Origin of the sequence: Bradyrhizobium sp. 613_E4_N2_2 (assembly GCF_052075995.1) — a bacterium.
GTDB classification, from domain to species: domain Bacteria; phylum Pseudomonadota; class Alphaproteobacteria; order Rhizobiales; family Xanthobacteraceae; genus Bradyrhizobium; species Bradyrhizobium barranii.
The window spans coordinates 7,727,781-7,746,168 of sequence record NZ_CP197234.1 but is presented as its reverse complement, the minus strand read 5'-3'; the positions used below and the strand labels follow the sequence as shown (position 1 = coordinate 7,746,168).

Sequence of the window (18,388 nt, the reverse complement as noted above, 5' to 3'; positions counted from 1 at the left end):
GCAATCTGCGGCACCACCCTCCGCCCAGTCCATAGGCATCGCGCCGAAAAAGCCCTCGCGCGGAAAATTTCGGCCGCGCACATCACGGATGAGTCCCCGGAAGGTTCGCCCGCGAGGCTCTGTCGGGCTGGTGTCGGGCCTCCCGGGATACCGTCATCCCGCAATCAACGCGCGCGTGCGCGCAGGTCGCGAGGGCGCTAATATCGGGATCGCGCGCGACGGAGATCGTGCCGGTGACGAGGAGAGGAGCCGCATGTCGATCTCGGGCAAAGTCGATCCGGTGGTGCGTCCCGTGGCGGCGACCGACATCGCCGAGGCGCTGGTCGAGGGTTTGCGCGATTTCCAGGCGCTGCCGCTCTACGGACTCTGCTTCGGCGCGCTCTACGCAGGCGGCGGCATCGCCATCATGCTCTGCCTCACCGCCTTCGGCATGGTCTATCTCGTCTATCCCCTTGCGGCCGGCTTTGCGCTGATCGGGCCGTTCGTGGCGATCGGCCTCTACGAGGTCAGCCGCCGCCGCGAGCGCGGCGAGCCGGTCTCCTTCGGCGCGATCTGGTCGGCGATACGCGCGCGCAGCGAGATCGGCTGGATGGCCTTCGTCACGCTGTTCGTGTTCGTGATCTGGATGTACCAGGTGCGGCTGCTCATCGCGCTGCTGCTCGGCCTGCACGCCTCGTTCTCTAGCTTGCAGGAATTCATGACGGTGGTGCTGACCACGAATGAGGGCCTGCTGTTCCTCGTCATCGGCAACGCGGTCGGTGCCGCGCTGTCGCTGATCTTGTTCTCGCTGACGGTGGTGTCGTTTCCGCTGCTGCTCGACCGCGAGGTCGATTTCGTCACCGCCATGGTGACGAGCGTGCGTGCGGTGGTGACCAGCCCGCTGCCGATGATCTCGTGGGCCGCGGTGATCGTGATGCTGCTGATCGTCTCGGCGCTGCCGTACTTTCTCGGACTGGTCGTGACGCTGCCCGTGCTCGGGCATGCGACGTGGCATCTCTATCGGCGGCTGGTGGTACCGGTGCCGTAAGAGGGGAGCCGGATGCAACGGAAGCGAGCTATTCGCCCGTTGCCAGGCGGCGAGCGCCGGATGAAGTCAGCTCGAGTTCGCCGAGCCGCCTGATCGCATAACCCAAATTGGCCAGACGTTCGCCGTGCGCGTGCGGAATGTCGCCTTGACCCTTGCCGACCAGGGCCAAGGACGCAAATTCATCGGCGGTGAGCGCTGGGGTGCTGTCTGTCATCAGGCAACCTCGTCGGTCCATACCTTGAAATTGAGCAGGGTATTCGGACCGAAGGTCTGGACGATCGGGACGTCTGCGGCATCGCGCCCCTGCGCAATCAGCACGCGGCCGATCCGCGGCGTATTGTTGCGCGGATCGAACATGTGCCAGCTTCCACCGACGAAAGCCTCGAACCAGGCGGCGAAATCTCCAGCAGGCCACGGTTGTGGGGTGCCGATGTCGCTGAGGTAGCCGGTGCAGTAACGCGCCGGAATGTTCATGCTGCGGCAGAACGCGATGGCGAGATGGGCATAGTCACGGCACACGCCCTTGCCTTCGTCGTAGGCTTCCCGGGCTGTCTTGGTCGCGCGCGCGTGCTCATGGCCGAACGTGATGTGGCGATGAACAAAATCGCAGATGGCCTGGACCCGCGCCCAGCCCGGCGGCGTGTGTTCGAACAACTTCCATGCGATATCCGACAGGCGATCGGTCTCGCAATAGCGGCTGCCGAGCAGATAGACGAGCGTGTCGGCCGGCAGCGCTTCGACGGCGTGCTGAAACGCGTTCGGAAACACCGGGTCGGGCAGGCCGCTGTCGCGAACGACGCCATCGCCGGCAAGACGGAAGGCGCCGGCCGGCGCAACGATGCGGCTGCACCAATTGCCGAAGAGGTCGCGATAGGGATTGATCGCCACCGAAGGTCGGGTGGTCAGCAGGTCGGGCACGACGATATCTGAGGCGCGCGTGAAGTGCGTGCCCAGCACCATGATCATAGGCGTCGGCTGCGGGAACTCGTACAGCATCTCGAACCCGACGCGGAGCTTCATACGAACTTCTTTCTCTTGGCTAAGCTCCCAACATGGCTACGAAGCGATCGAACACAAGGCATTCACGGCCTTATTCGATCGAGAGCGGCATTTGGCGCTTCAAAAGCGCGGCGCGGGCGAGAAAACGATAGCTAATTGCGGCGATTGCGCGCACGGTGCGCCAATGTCGGAAAGAGCGGTCGTCTGTGCGCACACGCTGCGTCACGACGATCCGCGCGCGATTTGAAACGACTGATTCTTCGCACCGGCGGAGCCTTCTCATCGCGACGTCGTAACGGCGATCGTCGCGCCTATTGCCACTTCCCGCGGGCGAGCCGGACGCAGCAGGCGTGCCGCGGACGCCTGAAAGATTCCACCGCGGTTCGATACGAGATCGAACGCCAACCGAAAGCACATGATGCAAACTCTCTCCCCACGGCACGTCAAGACAGACGAAGCGCTCCGGCTCGGCGTGGAGTCAGGCTGGTACGCGATCAAGGTCAGCGGGACCTTCGTCTCGGGCCCGCACGACTCGGAAGGGGATTGCCGTCGCAAGATCGACGAGATTCAACCGCCGGTGAAGAAGAAGCGATAACAGCGCCGATTTCGGCCGCTACGGCGTCTTGATCCCCATCGCCTTCAACGCCGCCAGCATCTGCGCTGGCGGTGTCATTTTGATCTGCGGCGCCTTGCCGGTTTCCAGCAAACTCTTAAGTCCCGACAGGATCGCGGGCCAGCCGGTGCGGCCGCCGGAGAGGATGTCGTCGCCGAGCGCACGGTCGTGGCGTTCGCTCATGGTGAGGCGGACGGCCTCGCCGGCTTGCTCGATCTCGTAGGTGACGAGCGTGGTGCCGAGCTTTGCGACGAGGTCGGGCCAGTTGACGTTCCACGTCACCGTCAGCTTGTTCGGCGGATCGTATTCGAAGACTTCACCGGAGATGTGCTCGGAACCGTCGGGCGCGCGCACGATGAAACTGCCGCCGAGCCTCCGTTCCATCTCCACCGCAAAGCCGGAAAAGTACCTCCTGCTGAACTCGGCCGAGGTCAGCGCTTCCCACACCTTCTCCGGCGTGGAGACGATGTAGATGGTGTAGACCGTCAGCGGCTTGAACTGATCGAGGTTCATTTTGCGTCGAATCCCTTGTTGAGGGCTGCGCGTGGAATGCCGAGCAGCTTGCCGGTCTCGAGCAGGCTCTTGAGCTGGGACAGGATCGCCGGCCAGCCGTTGGAGACGGCGCCGAGATATTTGCCACCCTCGACGAAGCCGTCATGCAACACGGTCAAACGCACGAGCGAGCCGAACGGTTCGATCGTGAAGACGACGCGCGATATCGGCTCGCCGCGCAGCTCTTCGAACTTCTGGTGCTTGAAGCTGTAGGACAGGCGGCGCGGCGGATCGGCCTCCAGAATCTCGCCGGAATCGGTGACCTCGCCGTCGAGCGTGAGCGCGAAGGGTGAGCCGACCTTCCAGTCCGACCTGACCTCGGCGCCGAACCAGTATTGCCTGGTGAATTCGCTCGACGTCAGCGCCTCCCACAGTCTTTCCGGCGTGGTCTCGATATAGCTAACATAGACGAATTGGGGCTTACTCATCGCGCTTCTCCAACTGACGTTTCAACTCGCTGAGCGCGGCGAGCTTGCCGCGCTCGAATTTCCTGATCCAGCGTTCGCCGATCTGATGGATCGGCACCGGATTGAGGTAATGCAGCTTCTCGCGGCCATGCCTGACGGTCGTGACCAGGTTGGCCTCTTCGAGAATGACAAGGTGCTTGGTCACGGCCTGGCGCGTCATCGCGAGGCCCTCGCAGAGTTCGTTCAGCGTCTGGCCGTTCTTGGCGTGAAGCCTGTCCAGCAGCGACCGTCGTGACGCATCGGCGAGCGCTTTGAAGACCTCATCCATGGCGGCGATAATAGGCAACCAAATGGTTGCATGTCAAGATGGTGTCTTTGGCGCCCGGAAATGGCTGTGCTAGCCTCGAAGCTCAGCCAACGCAGATTGGTTCCGGGAGAGCTTTGATGTTCCGTTGCGTCCCACTCGTTGCAGGCCTTGTCCTTTTCGCCTGCAGCACCACGGCCCAGGCACAACAGAAGCAGACCATCGGCGCGCCGCCGGAAGCGTCCAATATGAAGCTGGTCGGCACCAACGACCTGCAGGCGCGCAGCGCGTACCAGCCGACCATCCATCATCAGGGCGATCGCTGGATCGCCTATATCGGCCATCACGGCGGCACCGACGACGTGCCCGCGCCGGTCAACCCGATGACGGGGCAGGCCGAACCGAACGGAACGTCCATCGTCGACGTCACCGATCCCGCGCGTCCAAAATATCTGCGGCATCTGCCGGGCCAGGAAGGCAAGTACGAATCCGGCGGCGCGCAGATGGTACGGGTTTGCGACGGCAAGTCGCTGCCGAAGGGCGATCCCAATGCGGTCTACATGCTCCGCACCTTCGGCAGCGAGGCGCATGAGATCTGGAACGTCGCCGATCCCGCCAATCCCGTGCTCGTTACCCGCATCGGCGGGCTGAAGGACACCCACAAGAGCTGGTGGGAGTGCGACACCGGCATAGCCTTTCTCGTCTCCGGCGCGCCGGACTGGCGCACGCGGCGCATGACGCAGGTCTACGACCTCAGCGATCCCGCGCATCCGCAGAAAATCCGCGACTTTGGCCTGCCCGGCCAGGAGCCCGGCTCGACCGGCGCCGTGCCGACCGAATTGCACGGGCCGATCTCGACCGGACCCGACGGCAATCGCGTGTTCTTCGGCTACGGGACCAACAAGGGCGGCATTTTGCAGATCGTCGATCGCGACAAGTTGCTGAACGGGCCGAAGGAGCCGATGCCGGACAATCTGCGCTATCCCGAGATTTCGCGCATGCCGATGTCCGCCTTCAACGGCGCGCATACGACGTTCCCGATGCTCGACATGCCCGTCGCCGAATTCGCCGAGGACAAGGACGGCAAGACCCGCGACATCGTCATGATCGTCGACGAGGCGATCTTGAACGAATGCGGCGAGGCGCGGCAGATGGTGTGGTTCGCCGACGTCACCACCGAGACGCGGCCGATGATGATCTCGAGCTACACCGTGCCGGAGGCGGGCGGACAGTTCTGCCAACGCGGCGGCCGCTTCGGCTCGCACTCCTCGAACGAGAGCATGGCGCCGGTCTATTACAAGAAGATGGCCTTCATCGCCTTCTTCAATGCGGGCGTGCGCGCGCTCGACATCCGCGATCCCTATCATCCGAAGGAGGTCGGCTATTTCATCCCCGCGATCACGCCGGCCACCGACAAGCGCTGCATTCCCGTCGAGGGCGGCGAGCGTTGCAAGGTCGCGATCCAGACCAACAATGTCGAGACGGACGATCGCGGCTACATCTACATCGTCGACCGCGCCAACACCGGTCTGCATATCCTCGAACTGACCGGACCGGCGCGCGCGGCCGCCGGCCTGCCGAGGAACTGACGATGCGGCGCGGGGCGGCGATTGCGGCCGTGGCCATCGCGCTCGGTGCATCCGGCGTCGGGGCCTATCGGCTTGCGCCGGCGCCGGCGGCGGAATCGGCGGGCTGGCGCGAAATCGCATGGCCGTTCCCGCGCGACGGCTGGCCCGCCGGCCGCGCGTTCCGCTGCGACGGTGTCTGCGCGGGCACCCTGCTCTACGTGCGCGCCAAGCGCGGCTTCTGCAATTGCGACCGCGGCGTCGCCGACGATGATGAGGTCGATCGCGTTGCCGACATCGATCTGATCACCCCGCGCTTTGCCGCCGTCGCGCCGGGTGAGGAAGTGGGACTTGGCGAGATGCGTGGTCGTGCCAGGCGCTATGATCTCGATATGGCCGACGGCGTCCGTCATGCCGCGATCGGCATCGCCGTCTCGCGCCGCTGCGATCTCTTCGTCGCTGCGGCCCAGGGGCGTGGCGAAGCAGGCGCCGTGCAGCGCGCAGCGCTGGCGTTCCTGGAGACGCCGGAGATGAAGCTATGGGCGACCGCGGCGCTGGACGGACAGTGAGTGTCATGCATTAATGCGCCAAACCGCTCTCAGCGAGTCCTCCCCATGATGTCCATGCAAGCCTATTTCGCCTTCGTCGCCGCCTGCATTGCGCTGGCCTTGCTGCCGGGGCCGATCGTCACCCTCGTCGTCGCCAACGGCCTGCGTCACGGCACGCGCGCGGCGTTGACCAATGTCGCGGGCGCGCAGGCCGGGCTTGCCATCGTCATCGGCATCGTCGCGGTCGGCCTGACCTCGCTGATGGCGACCATGGGTTACTGGTTCGACTGGGTGCGCTTTGCCGGCGCCGCCTATCTGATCTGGCTCGGCATCAAGCTGATCTGGGCGCCGGTCGAAGGCCTCAATGTCGACGAGCCGCCGGCGCCGCCGCGCGGCGGGTTCTTCCTGCAAGGCTTCCTTGTGCTGCTGTCGAACCCGAAAGTGCTGATCTTCTTCGGCGCCTTCATTCCGCAGTTCATGGACATGAACCGCGATCACTTCCCGCAAGTCGCGCTGCTGGGCGCCACGTTCATGGTCACCGCGGCGATGACGGATGCGCTCTACGCTCTCGCCGCGGGGCGCGCGCGAAAATTCTTTTCGGCCCGCCGGACGCGGCTGATGTCGCGCATCTCCGGCGGCTTCATGATCGGCGGCGGTATCTGGCTGGCGCTGACACGGGCAAAATAACCTCCCTCGTACCGGTTCGCGCTTGAACCCTTCGCGGCGGCGATGCGTCCAATCGGGCATTGCCGCTGACGAAGGAATTTGGCCGTGCCCGATCTGCCCTGGTTCGTCTATGCGATGCTGTTCGCACCGCTCGGGCTGTTACTGGTCGCCGCCGTCGTGAAGACCTGGCAGGCGCGCGAGGCGCGAAGCTGGCCGCAGGCATCGGGCAAGGTCGTCCGCTCGGTCGCCGAGGTGCGCGAGGTCAGGGTGTCCGACAGCGACCGCGAGGAAGGCTATCGGCTCGAGAGCCGCAATTTTGCGAACGTGACTTACGAATATCCGGTCGGCAGCCGCAAGCTGAGCTGTAACCGCATCTCGATCGGCGAGGACCTCGGCAATTTCGAGGTCGCCGAGAAGCTCGCAAAATATCCCGCCGGCAGTGTCGTCACCGTCTATTACAATCCGCGCCATCCCGATCAGGCCGTGCTCGAGCGCGACCTGCCCAAGGGGCTGTGGGGCTGCCTCGGCATCGGCACGGCGATCGCGTTTGGCATCGTGTTCGGCTCGGCGTTCGGTCTCAACCAGACTTATGCCTACCTTGCGCACCACATCGGGCGGCCCGATCTCGCCGGCCTCGTCGTCGGCTTCGGCGCGTTCGGCTTCGTCATCGCGCTGATGGGTTATGGAGTGCGGCGGCAGGCGTTGAAGGCGGCGCGCTGGCCGGTGGTGCCGGGCACGATCAAGCTGTCGGGGATCGAGCAATATCACGAGGCCAGCGAGCCGGGCGAGCGCCGCGGCACCGAGATGTTCGGCAAGCGCGTGACCTACACCTATCGCTATCAGAATATCAGCTACACCAATGAATGCGCGCGCGTCTCGGCCGGGACGCAGTCCGGGTCCGACGAGATGTTGAAGAAGCTGATGTCGCGCTACAAGCACGGCGCGACCGTCGAGGTGCGCGTCAATCCCGACAACCCGGCCGAGGCAACGCTCGATACAAGCGGCCCCGTCCGCATCGCCTGGCTGCTGTGGGGGATCGCTGCGATTTTCGCTGCGCTCGCGGTGTTCGTCGCGACGCGGGGCGGATGAGCCTGAGACAGTTGCTCAGCAGCTTCGTCGTACTCCGCTGCGTTCCCTCCCCCGCAAGGGGGGAGGGAACGCAGCGTGCCCTACACCAACAGCTCCGCCTTCAACTCCAGCTCGATCTCCGCAAAAATCCTCGCCAGCCGCTCCGCCCATTGCTGCTGGCCGGACTGATCCGCGATCAGATCCTGGCGGATCTCGATGCCGGTGTTGACGAGACCGCGGGCTTCGCCGTGGACGGGGATGGTGTAGTCGCTGAGGTCGCTCACCGCATAGGGCTCGTTGTCGCCGACGACGAGATCGCCTTCAGCGCGCAAATGCTTCAGCAGCAGCTGCGGCAGCACGGTGTCGCGGTTATACAGCGCGGCGATGTGCCAGCGCCGGGCGACGCCGGCATAAACCGGCGTGAAGCTGTGCAGCGACACCAGCACCGCCGGCCGCGTGTCGTGCAGGCGGCGGTCGATCGCGGCATCGATGCGGCGGTGATAGGGCTCGAAGATCTCGCGCCGCCGCGCCGCGCGCTCGCCCTCTGAGATGCCCTCGTTGCGCGGGATCGCGGTCGCCTCGGATATCACGGGAATCGAGCTTGCTACGCCGGGCGAGCGGTTGCAGTCGATCACCAGCCGCGAATAGCGCTGCGCGATCAGATGCGCATCGAGCATTTTTGCCAGCCGCTCGGCGACGCCGGCAATGCCGATGTCCCAGGCGATGTGCCGCGTCAGCTCGCTTTCCGCGACGCCGAGGTCGCCGAGCGCGCGCGGCAGAATCCGTCCGTAATGATCCGAGGTGAGCAGGAAAGGCGATGCCCCATCCGCATTGACCTCATGCACCGGCGGAATGTCCCCCGCGCCGAGCAGTTGATCGGTCGCGTCGGCCGTGTTCAAGTCCATCCTGATTGCCTATGGAAAAAGCAGGTACCGTCCAAATTGGGCAGCAATCGCTTGCAGGTCGGTCCACCCAAAATCATCATGATCGCCAGACGATGCCGTTGCCGGCGATTCATCACAAGACCAAATCTCGCTTGCCCCCGGGACTTCGCTCGGACGTGGAAATGTGCGGCTGTCGTTTCGCTCGATTGACGGCTATAGACACCCCATGACCTCCGATCGTCTTTTCGTCTACGGCACCCTGATGCGCGGCTTCGACCATCCGATGGCGCGGCTGCTTGCAGGGCATGCGGACTTTTTGGGTGACGCGACGTGTCGCGGGCGGCTCGTTCTCGTGAAGCATTATCCCGGATTGCTGCTGTCGAACGCGGCCTCCGATGTCGTCCATGGTGAGCTTTTTCAATTGCGCGTGCCCGATGAGCTCCTGCGCGAGCTCGACATGTACGAGGCCTGCGGCGAGGGCTTTCCGGAGCCGACCGAATATCTGCGCAAGCTGATCGACGTGACGCTGCCTGATGGCACCACGGAGAAGGCCTGGACTTACGTCTACAATTGGCCCGTCACCGATCTGCCGCGCATCGAGTCCGGGCGCTTTCTCGAGCACTAGGCGCGGATGCGGACTTCACCTCTCCCGCGCAAGCGGAGCGAGGGATCGCACCTTCATCGTGGCCGGCGTTCGATCACTAAGCCGACAGCACTTCCTTCACCAGGCGCACGTCGATCTCGTGCTCGACGTAGCTCCACTCCTCGGTCTGCCTCAGCATCGCCACCAGCTCCTCGAACAGCGAGGCATCGGGGGGCGCGAACTCGAACCATGTCAGGAAGTCGAAGGGACCGCCGAGATCGCGGCTGTGATAGAGCTGCCGCGCGATGGCGGGCAGGAAACGAAGAGTGCTGGCGATGTGGTGCGACTTGTCCTCGAAGATCTTGCGGCGCTCTTCCTGCGTCAGCTCCCACCACGCCTCCGATTTGCGGATCGGAATCAGCGCCGCGGAAGTGGCCTCTAACCGGCCGAGCTCGGCCTGCACCGCGGTGAGCTGCTGCTTCTCGGCGCGCTCAGTGTAGCGCGTCGTGCTCGCAACGCCGACCAGCCGCCACGCATTGCGAGAGGGCACCAGGGGCAATGAAATCGCCTCGCTGTCGGTCACCGACAGCGCCGGCACGAAGGGCAGGGGCTCGCCCACCACGGGTGAAATCGAGGTCACACGCCAGCCCCCGCTGTGGCCGCCGCGAAACATCCTGAACATGGCCTATGGAAGCGCGGAACCGGTCCGGGTTCAAGTCTTTCCGCGGTCATTCCGGGCTCGATGCTTCGCATCGCCCCGGAATGACGCCTGTGCATAGGTCGAATAACCCGGATAAGCCGGACAAACCTGACTTTTGGGCAGGCCGCGCCTATATCCGTAACCCTTCGCCCGACTTACGTTGATTCGCGCCAGACCCAGAGCCCATGCGCTTCACGCCCCAGTTCCTCGACGAGCTTCGTGCCCGGCTTTCGGTCTCCGAAGTCGTGGGCAAGCGCGTGAAGCTGAAGAAGGCCGGGCGGGAATGGAAGGGGCTGTCGCCGTTCCAGCAGGAGAAGACGCCCTCCTTCTACGTCAACGACCAGAAGGGATTTTACCACGACTTCTCCTCCGGCAAGCACGGCGACATCATCACCTTCGTGATGGAGACCGACGGCCTCCCGTTCGCGGAGGCCGTGGAGCGGCTCGCCAACATGGCGGGGCTGGCGCTGCCGGCGGTAACGCCGGATGCGGCGCGGCACGAGCAGCGGCGCCGCACGCTGCATGACGTGATGGAGCTCGCTGCAAAATTCTTCGCCGAGACGCTCGCCTCGCGCGCCGGCGCCAAGGCGCGCGGCTATCTCGCTGACCGTGCGATCTCGCCGGCGACGCAAGTGCAGTTCCGCCTCGGCTATGCGCCGCCGCCACCCGAGCGCTTCGCGCTGAAGGAGCATCTCGGCAAGCTCGGCGTCTCCGTCGAGGACATGATCGAGACCGGCCTGCTCGTAGCCGGCAACGACATTCCCGTGCCCTACGATCGCTTCCGCGATCGCGTGATGTTCCCGATCACGGATCTGCGTGGCCGCGTCATCGCCTTCGGCGGGCGCGCGCTGGAAAAGGACGTTCCGGCAAAATATCTAAATTCGCCGGAGACGCCGCTCTTCCACAAGGGCGACAATCTCTACAATCACCAGACCGCGCGCAAAGCCACCCACGATGGCAGCGCGCTGATCGTGGTCGAAGGCTATGTCGACGTCATCGCCATGGTGACGGCAGGCTTTGTAGGTGCCGTGGCGCCACTCGGCACCGCGCTGACCGAAAACCAGCTCGCGCTGCTCTGGAAGATGGCGGACGAGCCGATCCTCTGCTTCGACGGCGATCGCGCCGGACAGAAGGCGGCTTACCGTGCCGCCGACCTCGCCTTGCCGTTTCTTGCGCCGGGCAAGAGCCTGCGTTTTGCGCTGCTGCCGGAAGGTCAGGATCCCGACGATCTCGCCCGCTCGGGCGGCCGCGGTGCGATCGAGGATGTGATCGCGGCGGCGAAGCCGCTCGCCGAGATGATTTGGTCGCGCGAGCTCGAAGGCGGCAACTTTGCCACGCCCGAACGCCGCGCCGCGCTCGAGGCGCGCGTCAAGGAGCTGTCCAACGGCATCCGCGACGAGGTGGTGCGGCGCTATTATCGCGACGATTTTGCCGAGCGGCTTCGGCGTACCTTCGCGCCTGAAGGCGGCCGCGGCGGATTTGCCGGCCGGGGCAATTTTCAGGGCAATTCCGGCCGCTCCTTCCAGCCGCGCAACGGGGGGCAGGCGAATCGATTCGGGGGGCAGGGATTCGGCAGCCAAGGGCGGCGTGGGGGCCCCGGTCCCGCCTTTATTCCCTCCGGCCCCTACCAGGCGGCGAGCCCCCAGCTGGCGGCCAGCCCGATCATGAAGGGCCAGCGCAGCGCCATATCCCGGCGCGAAGCCCTGATTCTGCAAATCCTGATCAACCACCCCTGGCTGCTGCACGACCACCTTGAGGAGGTCGCCGCCCTGGAGCTGGCCCATCCCGAGGCCCATAAGCTCCGGGCCGGCATCATCGCCGCCTTTGCCAACGACCACCACCACTCGCCGGACCCCGGCGAGCTGGCCGAGAAGATGCGAGCCGACATCGAGAAGGGTGGATTTTCACAGCTTCTTCAAAGGGTTGAGAACGGTATCACGACCGCGGCGGTGTGGGGTGCCCGCGAGGGCGCCGCCCGGGACGACGTTCTCTCCACCTGGCACCAGCTCGTTGCCTTGCATCGGCAATACCATTCACTACTTAGAGAACTGAAGGACGCCGAGCTGGCCTTGGGGGAGGACCCCAGCGAGGCCAATTTGGCGTGGCTGCGTGACGTCAAGGCTCGGATAGGAGAAGTCGACGGTACCGAGGCCCTGATCGAGGGTTTTGGCGAGCTGTCGGGCCGGTTCCAGAAGAGCGTGTGATGAAAGAATCATGCGGACGGCCGGGACCGGAACCGCTAAAAGACTCGCCAAATCCAAGGTTTGGCGGCAAAAACAGGGTTAATCGAGGCTTAACGGTCTTGTAGCACTTTGGCCACCAGGCGGCCGCAGGCAGAACAGACGCGTCAGGAATAAATCCGCGCAATCGCTGTTGGCACTACACCTGCATCCGCTGCGACAAAGAGGCTCACGAAGCGTTAGGCAAATCCGGCGAGAGAGAAGGTCGGGGTGGCGAGAGATATCCGCGCCGCCCTTTCCGTGTCGCGATCTGACGAAGCGAGAGCGTCGAACAACAGGTTCAAGTGAATTCAGGCGGGCGGGCCGTTCGGCCTTCTGCATGAAGCGCGTTTAGGAGCAATGGATGGCCACCAAGGCAAAGACGCTGCAGGCGAAGGACAAAGAGAAAGACGACAAGGCAGCGGACGCGCCGGAGAAGGACTCCCAGGACGCGCCGTCGCCGTTGCTCGATCTGTCCGACGCGGCCGTGAAGAAGATGATTAAGCAGGCCAAGAAGCGCGGCTTCGTGACCTTCGATCAGCTCAACGAAGTTTTGCCGTCCGACCAGACCTCCCCCGAGCAGATCGAGGACATCATGTCCATGCTCTCGGACATGGGCATCAACGTCACCGAAGCCGACGATAGCGACGGCGAGGAGGACAAGGACGAGGGCGGCGAGGACGAGACCGACAACGAGCTCGTCGAGGTCACCCAGAAGGCCGTCACCGAGGTCAAGAAGAGCGAGCCGGGCGAGCGCACCGACGACCCCGTGCGCATGTATCTGCGCGAGATGGGCACGGTCGAGCTCCTGTCCCGCGAAGGCGAAATCGCGATTGCGAAGCGCATCGAGGCCGGCCGCGAGGCCATGATCGCAGGCCTCTGCGAAAGCCCGCTGACCTTCCAGGCCATCATCATCTGGCGCGACGAGCTCAACGAAGGCAAGATCTTCCTTCGCGACATCATCGATCTCGAAGCGACCTATGCCGGGCCCGACGCCAAGGGCGGCATGAACACCGCGATGATCGGCGGTCCGACCGGCGAGAACGGCGAAGCGTCCGCCGAAGGCGGCGAAGCCGTTGTCGTGAACGGAGCTGCGCCGGCGCATGTCGCGCCGCCCGCCGCGCCGCCGTCGCCGACCCCGTTCCGCGCCGCGCCTGCGCCCGGCAATGCCGGCGAAGGCGAGAAGGATCCGGGCGAAGCCGCCGCCGAAGCCGACATGGACGAGGACGACGAGTTCGAGAACCAGATGTCGCTCGCGGCCATCGAGGCCGAGCTCAAGCCGAAGGTCGTCGAGATCTTCGACAAGATCGCCGACAGCTACAAGAAGCTGCGCAAGCTTCAGGAGCAGGACATCCAGAACCAGCTCGAGAGCACCTCGCACGGGCCCTCGCTGTCGCCGCACCAGGAACGCAAATACCGCAAGCTGAAGGACGAGATCATCGTCGAGGTGAAGTCGCTGCGCCTGAACCAGGCGCGTATCGACTCACTGGTCGAGCAGCTCTACGACATCAACAAGCGCCTCGTGTCGCACGAGGGCCGCCTGATGCGCCTTGCCGACAGCCATGGCGTCGCGCGTGAGGACTTCCTGCGCAACTACACCGGCTCGGAGCTCGACCCGCGCTGGCTCAACCGCGTCTCGAAGCTCTCAGCCAAGGGCTGGAAGAACTTCGTCCATATCGAGAAGGACCGGATCAAGGACCTCCGTCACGAGGTGCACCAGCTCGCCGCGCTCACCGGCCTCGAGATCGTCGAGTTCCGCAAGATCGTGCACTCCGTGCAGAAGGGCGAGCGCGAGGCCCGCCAGGCCAAGAAGGAGATGGTGGAAGCCAACCTCCGTCTCGTGATCTCGATCGCCAAGAAGTATACCAACCGCGGCCTGCAGTTCCTCGACCTGATCCAGGAAGGCAACATCGGCCTGATGAAGGCGGTCGACAAGTTCGAGTATCGCCGCGGCTACAAGTTCTCGACCTACGCCACGTGGTGGATCCGGCAGGCGATCACCCGCTCGATTGCCGACCAGGCGCGCACCATCCGCATCCCCGTGCACATGATCGAGACGATCAACAAGATCGTGCGTACCTCGCGCCAGATGCTCAACGAGATCGGCCGCGAGCCGACCCCGGAAGAGCTCGCCGAGAAGCTCGGCATGCCCTTGGAGAAGGTCCGCAAGGTCCTCAAGATCGCCAAGGAGCCGCTGTCGCTGGAGACGCCGGTCGGTGACGAAGAGGATTCACATCTCGGCGATTTCATCGAGGACAAGAACGCGATCCTGCCGATCGACGCCGCAATCCAGTCGAACCTGCGCGAGACCACGACGCGTGTCCTGGCGTCGCTGACGCCGCGCGAAGAGCGCGTGCTGCGCATGCGCTTCGGCATCGGCATGAACACCGACCACACGCTGGAAGAAGTCGGCCAGCAGTTCTCGGTGACCCGCGAACGTATCCGTCAGATCGAAGCGAAGGCGCTGCGCAAGCTGAAGCATCCGTCGCGGTCAAGGAAGCTGCGGTCGTTCCTGGATAACTAATTCGGATCGTCGTGCCCGGGCCTGATCCGGGCATTCATCCAAACGCAAACGGCGGGCCGAAAGCCCGCCGTTTTCTATTTGTACTGACGCTTCGCAAGTCGGGCGGAGCCTACTTCTTCTTCGCGCCGACCCGGTCGAGGGTCTTGATTGCCAGCGGCGGGCGGCCGGACTTTTCAGCGATCTCGCGGTCCTGCTCCATGATGAAGCCGCGCGCGGGCTCGTCGCCGTCCAGGCCTCCGAGCAGCTCCGCAGGCACGCGCCGGTTGGAGCGTTGGGAGCCGTCTTCGTAGAAGACGTTGAAAAAGGCAAACTCGCCCTTGGGATTGGTTCCAGGTTTTTTGGCCATGGCGGGCTTGTCGTCGATCAGGACGCTATAGTCAAATGACTTTGGCGGGTTTTCCGGTGGTCACACGGACCTGTCGCGGCGGTATCGGCTGCGCAATCGATCGATGAAGTCCGTTTGCGGGATGTTCGGATGCATCCGGCGCTTCGTAAAATCCGATGCGACCCCTCGCTCAATAAACGGCGGGCCGCAAAGCCCGCCGTTTATTTTTGGTCTTCAGCGTCGCCCGGGGCTGGCGGGGCGACAACCTAGACTAGAAGACTATAACTTGCGCCATAACGTGGCAAGGCAAATCGTTGACGCTGTGATGTCGCATCGAGCGCGTCAGATATGCGCCGGTCGCGACATCTGGTTTCGATGCACATCAAAGCAATTGTTTGGATGGCCAAATCACTTTGTTCATATTTCCCGCTCTCGCAACGCAACGAGAGGTGCGTGCTTTGTAAAAAAGCGCGTTCGCCTGCACGTCTTCCGTCCGCGTGCACAGGTTGTGTTCCATTGTGCGAACGAGTTCCATGTCCACGGTTGCACATCTCACTGCGTACACGTGACGAGTTCCGCTACGACGAACCACTTCTCCACCGACAACGCCATTCAAGAGATACTCAGCGTGCAGGTGGGAAGATGAGTGAGGCCGTCACGGTGCTACCAGCTCCACGCGCCGGTTGAGCGCGCGGCCGGCGTCCGTAGCGTTGGAACCGACTGGTGCCAGCAATCCGACGCCGGCGGTGCGCAGCCGCGTCTGCGCGATCCGAAAGCTTTTCACGAGTTCGGCTGCGACCGCTTCGGCGCGGCGCTTCGAGAGATCGAGATTGTATTCGTAAGCGCCCTGGCCGTCGGTGTGGCCGACGATGAAGACGTTGAGCTGCGGCTGACTCGTCAGCAGCTTTGCGATCTGCTCCAGCGTCGGGCGGCTCTCCGGCTTCAGAACCGCCTTGTCGGTATCGAAATAGATGCCGTAGAGCGCGATGTGGCCGGTCTCGCCAAGGCCCTTCGCCATCGCGGCAGCATCGACCATCTTGTTCGCGATGGCGCCGAGCTCGGCGACCGTGACCTGCGCGGTGATGTCCTGGTTGTTCTGGCTGACGATGACGCTGGCATAGGTCTCGCGTCCGCCCTCGCTCTTGCGGCCAGAAAAATAGCGGTAGTTGAAACCGTCGACCCACATCTGCGGGACCGGCAGCGTGTCGATGCTTTCCGTGAAGGGAATGGCGCCGCAGGCGTCGGTGTCGCAGGCGAGTAAGGTCTCGAAGCCCGCTTTCGCAAGCTGCGTCTCGAAATTGCGCGACACTTCCAGGATCGAGGGGCCGGGATTGGTGCGATAGGCGATGCGGAAGATTCGGCCTTCGAGCCGCCGCGCATCGGCCGGCTGGCCGTCCCTAAAGGCGGCCGCCTGCATCCGTGCGGCGTCAAAATCCTTCGTCACGTAGCCGGTGATGACGCTGCCGGTGAAGCGGCCGATGCCGGGATAGTCGCGGCTGCCTGCGACATCGCGGGTCTGCGCGGCGGCGGCGGTGGCGGTGAAGGAGAGCAGGGCGAGGACAGCGAGCATCCGGTGCGGAATGGGCATGGTCATCTCGATCGGTTGGGGACGGGGCGAGCGCAATTCATTTGTCGCTCCCAAGATGCGATCGGTTCTGGTGAGGATCTGCCGCTTTGACGCGAATCCGGTTCCCGGGCATGATCCACATCCGCTGCGCACATTTTTAGGAGTTTCTCGCATGTCGAGATACTCCCTGGCTACCGCTTTCGTCGTCTGGCTGCCGGTTGGATCGGCAAACGCGACGGGGCGAGAGTGAATTTCGCGGTACAGCCTTCGGACGCATCTGGGACAGCAAGATTGCGCCGCGCCAAGCTGAGGTCGACTCTTGCGGACTAGCGCGGCACTTCGAGATAAGCGCAAGCGGCTGCAATCACCTTACGGCCAGCGTGAAGCAAGCTTCGATCTCGCTAAGTATACTTTCAGTTTCTCGAGCCGATCTTGGAAAAGCGTTTGCCTCGTGGGCGAACCGGTTTCGCGCGACGCGGACGTTTTGTCCAAAACGGCGAGCATTGGCTGCATTCAAATACCCAGGTTGTCCATACGGGATGCTCTCGAGTTGCCGGAAGATTGGGCCCAGCGAATGACCAGGCGAAATTCTTCCTTAAGGGCAGTTTCAAGTGATCTGATCGCGTGCAGTAATTGCAAGAGGTTCTTGCGTTTTTCCGGATTGATGCGCGCGACTGCGGCAAGCTCCTGCAGTTCTTGGTCGACATGATTGAAGATGTTTGAACCAATTCGGGTGCGAGCACTCTTTGCGATTGCGCGCAAGGTATTTACTCTGCGAAGTGAACTCATGACCTTCGTCCTTGGCGCATTCGTTTCGCAAACCGAGGAAGTTCGCTGCGAAGCTCGGCAAGCACAAAAGCCCATCCGCCAAACGCGGCAGAAAGAATCAGCTTTTCTGAATCTCGAGGTCTGGCCGGCCAATCTTCAATCACCGCTATTCCTAATGGTTCTCTCGCGGCGAATGGAATCCCGCCGTCCAATGAAAAATAGTAATTGGCTTGTTCATACACGAGATCGTTCACCGTCGATGAGTCAACGTCGGCATCCGATAATTCTGACAAGTCGACCTGCTGCTCCGTCGAGGCGGAATTTCTATCTATCTGCGGTCGTCGCTTGCTGTGTCTTATCGCAGATCTGATCGGGCGCCTAAGTTCTGAGACTTTTTCGTCAAATGCCGCGCTGAATGGTCGGTTTGTCAGTCGACTACTCAGTCGCATCACAGCCATTGCATTTGCGAAACGTATCTGGGCGTCGCCAGAAATGTCTGGCGGGACATCCTTATGATGGCCAAAAGCAGTCACGTCCGTAATCATTTCGGAAATTCCTGCCCGATTGTTCCATTCCAGAATATTTGCAAAATCGTTCGCGAAAGAGTTGGCAATCGAGTAGTCCTTTTCTTCAGCTACTAGTATGCAGCGAACATAAGGAGGTAAAGCCAGACGACTAAGTATAAAGCGCGCTTTGAGTAGACCTTGGTTTGTTCGCTCCGCGGCTAGAGGCATAAAGACGGCAGTCGTCGCTCTCTCTCCCGCAACAAGGAGATCCGGGCCACGAAGTAACAGAGGATGGTCGGGATTGGGTACAACTAGGAATTCATTTGGTAGCTCCCGACGCAACAACTGGGTGAGCGTCTTTCTCCGATAATAAATGTTGGCCATGCCGGTCCGCGCGGAGTTCTTGTGTTCAACCAAAAATAGAATCTAAGCAATGCTCCACTGGTCTGACAACCGATTTCTGCTATCAACTGCCGACCCCTTCTGAGATTCTCGTGGAAAGATGTGGCTTTGACGATCCTATTTCCTGCAGGATTAAGGCTCGCGCGAAAATTTGAAAGGAC

General features: G+C 63.0%; 20 protein-coding genes. 9 read left to right on the top strand and 11 right to left on the bottom strand.

Annotated elements, in window-relative coordinates; genetic code table 11:
• The first annotated feature begins 253 nt into the window (after window positions 1-253).
• Window positions 254-1,027 (top strand): DUF2189 domain-containing protein, encoded by a 774-nt coding sequence (locus AB7290_RS36630; RefSeq protein ID WP_085400435.1) that lies wholly within the window; start codon window positions 254-256, stop codon window positions 1,025-1,027.
• Window positions 1,028-1,055: 28 nt separating this feature from the next.
• On the opposite strand, the gene AB7290_RS36625 is transcribed toward AB7290_RS36630, so the two are convergent.
• A complete protein-coding gene (locus tag AB7290_RS36625; protein ID WP_085400437.1) occupies window positions 1,056-1,241 on the bottom strand; it encodes a hypothetical protein in 186 nt (61 codons plus the stop codon).
• Window positions 1,241-2,047 carry a transglutaminase-like domain-containing protein gene (locus AB7290_RS36620; protein ID WP_085400438.1) on the bottom strand — a complete coding sequence of 269 codons (807 nt, stop codon included), beginning with the start codon at window positions 2,045-2,047 and terminating at the stop codon, window positions 1,241-1,243. The genes AB7290_RS36625 and AB7290_RS36620 overlap by 1 nt, the downstream gene beginning before the upstream one ends.
• 394 nt (window positions 2,048-2,441) lie before the next feature.
• Here AB7290_RS36620 and AB7290_RS36615 point away from each other — a divergent pair, with 394 nt between their 5' ends.
• Window positions 2,442-2,621: a hypothetical protein gene (locus AB7290_RS36615; protein ID WP_063985493.1), complete on the top strand. Its 180-nt coding sequence runs from the start codon at window positions 2,442-2,444 to the stop codon at window positions 2,619-2,621.
• Window positions 2,622-2,639: 18 nt separating this feature from the next.
• On the opposite strand, the gene AB7290_RS36610 is transcribed toward AB7290_RS36615, so the two are convergent.
• The 3 genes from AB7290_RS36610 to AB7290_RS36600 are packed head-to-tail and all read right to left on the bottom strand — an operon-like array spanning window position 2,640 to window position 3,926.
• The gene (locus AB7290_RS36610) at window positions 2,640-3,152 is read right to left on the bottom strand and encodes an SRPBCC family protein (protein ID WP_085400442.1); all 513 of its coding nucleotides are present in this window, start codon (window positions 3,150-3,152) and stop codon (window positions 2,640-2,642) included.
• Window positions 3,149-3,619 (bottom strand): SRPBCC family protein, encoded by a 471-nt coding sequence (locus AB7290_RS36605; protein ID WP_085400444.1) that lies wholly within the window; start codon window positions 3,617-3,619, stop codon window positions 3,149-3,151. The genes AB7290_RS36610 and AB7290_RS36605 overlap by 4 nt, the downstream gene beginning before the upstream one ends.
• Window positions 3,612-3,926 (bottom strand): ArsR/SmtB family transcription factor, encoded by a 315-nt coding sequence (locus AB7290_RS36600; RefSeq protein WP_085400445.1) that lies wholly within the window; start codon window positions 3,924-3,926, stop codon window positions 3,612-3,614. The genes AB7290_RS36605 and AB7290_RS36600 overlap by 8 nt, the downstream gene beginning before the upstream one ends.
• 116 nt (window positions 3,927-4,042) lie before the next feature.
• On the opposite strand from AB7290_RS36600, the gene AB7290_RS36595 reads away from it, so the two are divergent.
• The 4 genes from AB7290_RS36595 (at window position 4,043) to AB7290_RS36580 (ending at window position 7,770) form a co-directional block, all read left to right on the top strand.
• Window positions 4,043-5,491 carry an LVIVD repeat-containing protein gene (locus tag AB7290_RS36595; RefSeq protein ID WP_085400447.1) on the top strand — a complete coding sequence of 483 codons (1,449 nt, stop codon included), beginning with the start codon at window positions 4,043-4,045 and terminating at the stop codon, window positions 5,489-5,491.
• 2 nt (window positions 5,492-5,493) lie between these two features.
• A complete protein-coding gene (locus AB7290_RS36590) occupies window positions 5,494-6,036 on the top strand; it encodes a hypothetical protein (protein ID WP_085400449.1) in 543 nt (180 codons plus the stop codon).
• Between the two features lie 45 nt (window positions 6,037-6,081).
• Window positions 6,082-6,702, top strand: coding sequence for a LysE family translocator (locus AB7290_RS36585; RefSeq protein WP_081369126.1), 621 nt, complete (start codon window positions 6,082-6,084; stop codon window positions 6,700-6,702).
• A gap of 84 nt (window positions 6,703-6,786) precedes the next feature.
• Window positions 6,787-7,770, top strand: a complete 984-nt coding sequence (locus tag AB7290_RS36580) for a DUF3592 domain-containing protein (RefSeq protein WP_085400488.1) — start codon at window positions 6,787-6,789, stop codon at window positions 7,768-7,770.
• Between the two features lie 80 nt (window positions 7,771-7,850).
• Here AB7290_RS36580 and AB7290_RS36575 read toward each other — a convergent pair whose 3' ends face one another.
• Window positions 7,851-8,654, bottom strand: a complete 804-nt coding sequence (locus tag AB7290_RS36575) for an N-formylglutamate amidohydrolase (RefSeq protein WP_441254244.1) — start codon at window positions 8,652-8,654, stop codon at window positions 7,851-7,853.
• Between the two features lie 205 nt (window positions 8,655-8,859).
• Between AB7290_RS36575 and AB7290_RS36570 the strand changes: the two genes are divergently transcribed.
• On the top strand, window positions 8,860-9,258 hold the full coding sequence (locus AB7290_RS36570) for a gamma-glutamylcyclotransferase family protein (RefSeq protein WP_028150696.1): 399 nt from the start codon (window positions 8,860-8,862) through the stop codon (window positions 9,256-9,258).
• A 76-nt stretch (window positions 9,259-9,334) separates the two neighbouring features.
• On the opposite strand, the gene AB7290_RS36565 is transcribed toward AB7290_RS36570, so the two are convergent.
• A complete protein-coding gene (locus AB7290_RS36565; RefSeq protein WP_085400452.1) occupies window positions 9,335-9,898 on the bottom strand; it encodes a chlorite dismutase family protein in 564 nt (187 codons plus the stop codon).
• A gap of 203 nt (window positions 9,899-10,101) precedes the next feature.
• Between AB7290_RS36565 and dnaG the strand changes: the two genes are divergently transcribed.
• A complete protein-coding gene (gene dnaG / locus AB7290_RS36560) occupies window positions 10,102-12,120 on the top strand; it encodes a DNA primase (protein WP_085400453.1) in 2,019 nt (672 codons plus the stop codon).
• A gap of 379 nt (window positions 12,121-12,499) precedes the next feature.
• The gene (rpoD, locus tag AB7290_RS36555; RefSeq protein ID WP_038942760.1) at window positions 12,500-14,659 is read left to right on the top strand and encodes an RNA polymerase sigma factor RpoD; all 2,160 of its coding nucleotides are present in this window, start codon (window positions 12,500-12,502) and stop codon (window positions 14,657-14,659) included.
• Window positions 14,660-14,768: 109 nt separating this feature from the next.
• On the opposite strand, the gene AB7290_RS36550 is transcribed toward rpoD, so the two are convergent.
• The 4 genes from AB7290_RS36550 to AB7290_RS36535 all read right to left on the bottom strand — a co-directional run bounded on the left by AB7290_RS36550 (window position 14,769) and on the right by AB7290_RS36535 (window position 18,209).
• Complete coding sequence (locus AB7290_RS36550) at window positions 14,769-15,005, bottom strand: hypothetical protein (protein WP_028150700.1); 237 nt, start codon at window positions 15,003-15,005, stop codon at window positions 14,769-14,771.
• 634 nt (window positions 15,006-15,639) lie between these two features.
• The gene (locus AB7290_RS36545; RefSeq protein WP_434057393.1) at window positions 15,640-16,572 is read right to left on the bottom strand and encodes an OmpA family protein; all 933 of its coding nucleotides are present in this window, start codon (window positions 16,570-16,572) and stop codon (window positions 15,640-15,642) included.
• Between the two features lie 492 nt (window positions 16,573-17,064).
• A complete protein-coding gene (locus AB7290_RS36540) occupies window positions 17,065-17,340 on the bottom strand; it encodes a hypothetical protein (RefSeq protein ID WP_144030687.1) in 276 nt (91 codons plus the stop codon).
• Window positions 17,337-18,209: a hypothetical protein gene (locus tag AB7290_RS36535; protein WP_144030688.1), complete on the bottom strand. Its 873-nt coding sequence runs from the start codon at window positions 18,207-18,209 to the stop codon at window positions 17,337-17,339. Before AB7290_RS36535 ends, AB7290_RS36540 begins: the two co-directional genes overlap by 4 nt.
• Window positions 18,210-18,388 lie beyond the last annotated feature (179 nt).